Raw genomic sequence first — 4,047 nt, 5'->3', positions numbered from 1 at the left:
TACGTGTTGCCCTCCTTCCGGGAGCGCACGTACCCGGCGAGCGAGGGCCGGCTGCGCGGGCTGGCACCCGTGCTCGACGATGCCGCATACGAGTCCGACGCCGGACGCTGGCACACGGACTTCGCCGTCCGCTGGTCACACGCCCTGGGCGACATGGATCTGGGCGTAGCGGGCTTCTACGGCACCAGCCGCGAGCCCTACCTGCTTCCCATCGACGCCGAGCACGGCCTCGCGTCGACGCCGAGCACGGCCTCGCGCTGCAGCCGTACTACACGATCATCGATCAGTTCAGCGTGGACGCTCAGTACACGCGTGGCGCCACCCTGTGGAAGCTCGAGGCGATGATGCGCGGCGGGCACGGCGACCGGTTCGCGGCGGGCGTCTTAGGCGTGGAGCACACACTCTTTTCGGTGGGGCCGGGGCCAGCCGACCTCGGGCTTCTGGCCGAGATCATGCTGGACGGGCGGAGTGACGACGCGCCGTTCACGGCGTTCGACAACGACGTGTTTGTGGGGTTTCGCTGGGCGTTCAACGACGTCCAGGGTACTTCCATCCTGGGCGGGCCGATCGTGGACCTGGACCCGGCGAGACGACTTCATGACCTTCCGGCTGAGCCGGTTCTTCTAGCGGACAAGGGCTCCGTCTAGCGTCCGCAACAGGTCGACCTCGGTGTTCATCTCGCGACTCAGGGTGAGATGAAGCTCTTTGGCCTCGTCCAGATCCCAATCGAACGAGGCGATCCGGCCCGTGACGTCGAGCAGCCCCTTCACGAGCTCGTCGCGCGCCTCCTGATAGCTAGTCAGGGCACCGTCACTCCCGTCGACCACGGCCCGAGCCAGTAGTTCCGCGTCACGAAGGGCATCGGTGATCCCATGCGCGGTAATGGGATCACGGAAATAGCCGGCGTCCCCGACCAGAGCCCAGCCAGCTCCGGCGGCGCGTCTGAGGAAGCCGGCGGTGCCGGCGTAGGCCTTCAGCTTCCCGGGACCGTCGCTCTCGGTGACCCTGCCCGCGAGCTCCACTGAGACCTCGCCCAACACATCGCGGTACAGCCCCTCGAGCCCATCACGTCGGCCGTTCTCGAAGCGTCCCGGAGGGAGCGAAGCGAAGACACACGTCTCGCCGTCATTCGTCGGGATGGCTCCCACGCTCGCCCCGAGCTCGTAGAACCAATGGTATCCCTCGAGACCCAGATCTCTCCAGTAGCCGTAGATGGAGGCCGTCGTTTCGGGGACTTCGTAGTCGAGTTCAGCCTCCAGAATCCGTGCGACGCGGGATCGCACTCCATCGGCTCCGACGACGAGGTCGGCAGCCACGTCGACCACGTGGCCGTCCGCCCTGGCAATCTTCGCTCCACAGACCCGACCCCCCGGGCCCCGAAGGAGGTCGACCACGGACTGACGGTGCACGACCTCGGCACCAGCGGCCAGTGCGGCGTCGACGAGCACCAGGTCGAGGACAGTCCGACGTGGAGCGTACAGTGCGTCGATACCGTCCCGCGGCTTGATGGGGACTTCGATGGTCTCGTCGCCGTAGTGGAAGGTGGTCTTCCGGATTGCGGGCGTCCCGGCCGAGCGGATGGCGTCCAGCAGCCCCCAGCGGTGCAACTGGAGGACCCCGCCCCGCATGAGCGCGTGGGTCGACAACGTGTCACTCCCGCGGCGCCCAGGGTCGACCACGAGCACTCGCAATCCCTGACGGGCTAGGAGCATCGCAGTGGACGCGCCAGCGCAACGAGCGCCGGCGATCACGACGTCGTATTGGGTTCGCTGGATCGGAGAGGACATGCTCAGAAGATGAGCCTGGCCTGCGTGGGCAACAAGCAGAGTTCCTTTGCGGCCACTCGCCTCACCTCGGGGCTTGCCCGGACGCCTTCCAAGTTCATAATGGTAGTTCGGCGAACCGATCTTCGAGGGCGCCGATCCTTACCCTTCCGCAAGAGACCGCAAGGAGCACGCGATGGCCACCACTGACAAGCCCGTCGACAACGGCGTGAACGTCGAAGCGTTGCTCGAGGCACGTACAGCGCTGACCGAGACCCCGGAAGCCGCCAAGTTCGAGTGGCGCGCCACGTGCAAATGGGTGAACGGCACCTACAGTCGGTCCACGGTCGAAGGATTCTTCGGGCTCGGCGAGGAGCAGCTCCACAAGACCGAGTTCACCTTCGATGCTGATCATCCCGAGGTCTTCGCGTCCGAAGACCGCGGCGCCACGCCAGTCGAGATCGTGCTCGCCGGCCTGGCCAGCTGCCTTACCGCTGGCATCGCGTCCGTCGCCCAGCTTCGCGAGATCCAGCTGCGCTCGGTAACCGCAACGATCACGGGTGGGATGGACATCCAGGGCATCCTCGGGATGGACAGCGACGTGCGGCCCGGCTTCGATGGCATCACGGTGAAGTACGACATCGATGCCGACGCGACACAAGAAGAGATCGAGGCGATCGTTGCCCAGTCGCAAAAGCGTTCTGCCGTCTACGACCTCATCACGAACCCGACGAACGTGACGGTCGAAGTCAACTGAAGCGGTAGATCGGGATTCGAGGTGACGGGTCCCGTGGGCGCCACCACAGTCATAATTGGGGCCGGCCACGCGGGGCTGGCGATGAGCCGCTGCCTGGCCGACCGCTCGATCGACCATACGGTCCTCGAGCGCGGCCAGGTGGCGAATTCGTGGAAGACGGAGCGGTGGGACTCGCTGCGGCTACTCACGCCGAACTGGCAGAGCCGGCTACCCGGGTACGGGTACGAGGGTGACGACCCAGACGGCTTCCGCACGATGCCTGAGACGATCGAGTTCATCGAGCGGTATGCCGACGTGATTTGTGCCCCGGTTCAGACCGAGACGGAGGTGACTTCGGTACGGAGCGTCGACGGCGGCTACGAGATCGCAACCACCCGAGGCGACTGGCGATGCCGGACCGTGGTTCTGGCCAGCGGAGCGTGCAACAGGCCTCAGATCCCGGCGGTGTCGGAGGTGGTCCCACCCTCGATCGCCACGCTGACCCCGATGGAGTACCGCAACCCGGACCAGCTCGAGGAGGGTGGAGTGCTCGTCGTCGGCGCCTCGGCCACGGGCACCCAGATCGCCGCGGAAATCCACGGCTCGGGCCGGCCTGTAACCGTCGCGGTGGGCGAGCACATCCGTGTGCCCCGGATCTATCGGGGCAAGGACATCAAGTGGTGGATGGACGCCGCCGGAGTGCTCGACGATCACTACGAAGAGGCGGACAACCTCGACCGGGCGCGCACTGTGCCTTCGTTACAACTGGCGGGCTCAGACGATCGTCGGACCGTCGATCTCAACTCGCTGACCGACGTCGGCGTGAAGCTCATCGGTCGGCTCGCCGGCATCAACAACGGCAAGGGGCAGTTCTCGGGATCACTGCGAAACCAGGCCGCACTTTCCGACTTGAAGATGAACAGATTGCTCGACAGGATCGACGAGTGGGTGAGCGAGAACGCGCTAGACCACGACGTCGATCCCCCGCATCGATTCGAACCCACCAGGGTCGAGGCGTCGCCACCGCTTTTCATGGACCTCGGCAACGGTGAGATCAAGACCATCCTGTGGGCAACCGGATTCCGCCCCGACTATTCGTGGCTGGACGTCCCGGTCTTCGACCGCAAGGGCCGCATCCGGCACGATGGCGGTGTCGTCGAGGCTCCCGGCATGTACCTGATGGGCATTCCCTTCCTCAGACGCCGAAAGTCGAGTCTCATCGACGGCGCGCGTGATGATGCCCGTGACTTGAGCGCCCACCTGGCGTCGTATCTCGACGTACTCGCAACGTGAACGTCCCCGTTGCTCCGCTGAGCGACGAAACGATCACATGGTACACGCCGTCTTGCGGAAAGGGGACCTCGAGGCGCGAGTTCAGCTCGTTACAGCCGTCGTCGTCCGTCAGAGCCTCGCTCAGCCCCGGCCCGACCACGCGCAGGTAGCTGTCGAAGTCTTCGGATATAAGGTCGATCGAAAGCGTGTGGCCAGGCTGCCGTTCCAGGGCCTGCATAAAGACGGGCCACCCGCGGCGCCTCCCAACACTTTTTT

5 protein-coding genes are annotated in these 4,047 nt (G+C 65.4%); 4 read left to right on the top strand and 1 reads right to left on the bottom strand.

Going from position 1 to position 4,047, the window contains the following annotated elements; genetic code table 11:
- Positions 1–345 (top strand): hypothetical protein (locus tag IIB36_20340; protein ID MCH7534089.1); only part of this gene is annotated, 345 nt, incomplete at its 5' end.
- The gene (locus IIB36_20335; GenBank protein MCH7534088.1) at positions 294–647 is read left to right on the top strand and encodes a hypothetical protein; all 354 of its coding nucleotides are present in this window, start codon (positions 294–296) and stop codon (positions 645–647) included. The genes IIB36_20340 and IIB36_20335, both read left to right, overlap by 52 nt.
- Here the strand turns inward: IIB36_20335 and IIB36_20330 are convergent.
- Positions 624–1,793, bottom strand: a complete 1,170-nt coding sequence (locus IIB36_20330) for an FAD-dependent monooxygenase (protein ID MCH7534087.1) — start codon at positions 1,791–1,793, stop codon at positions 624–626. The two genes, IIB36_20335 and IIB36_20330, sit on opposite strands and share 24 nt — an antisense overlap.
- Before the next feature lie 166 nt (positions 1,794–1,959).
- Between IIB36_20330 and IIB36_20325 the strand changes: the two genes are divergently transcribed.
- A complete protein-coding gene (locus IIB36_20325) occupies positions 1,960–2,520 on the top strand; it encodes an OsmC family protein (protein MCH7534086.1) in 561 nt (186 codons plus the stop codon).
- An 81-nt stretch (positions 2,521–2,601) separates the two neighbouring features.
- Positions 2,602–3,792, top strand: coding sequence for an NAD(P)-binding domain-containing protein (locus IIB36_20320; protein MCH7534085.1), 1,191 nt, complete (start codon positions 2,602–2,604; stop codon positions 3,790–3,792).
- The last annotated feature ends 255 nt before the right edge of the window (positions 3,793–4,047 follow it).

The organism is Gemmatimonadota bacterium, from assembly GCA_022560615.1.
Classification (GTDB): domain Bacteria; phylum Gemmatimonadota; class Gemmatimonadetes; order Longimicrobiales; family Gaopeijiaceae; genus UBA1138.
This window is presented reverse-complemented; position numbering and strand designations above follow the sequence as displayed.

What these genes read in the sequence shown, in the direction of transcription:
- IIB36_20320 (MCH7534085.1), top strand. Translation starts at nt 2,602, where the DNA reads ATGAGCCGCTGCCTGGCCGACCGCTCGATCGACCATACGGTCCTCGAG.
- IIB36_20325 (MCH7534086.1), top strand. Translation starts at nt 1,960, where the DNA reads ATGGCCACCACTGACAAGCCCGTCGACAACGGCGTGAACGTCGAAGCG.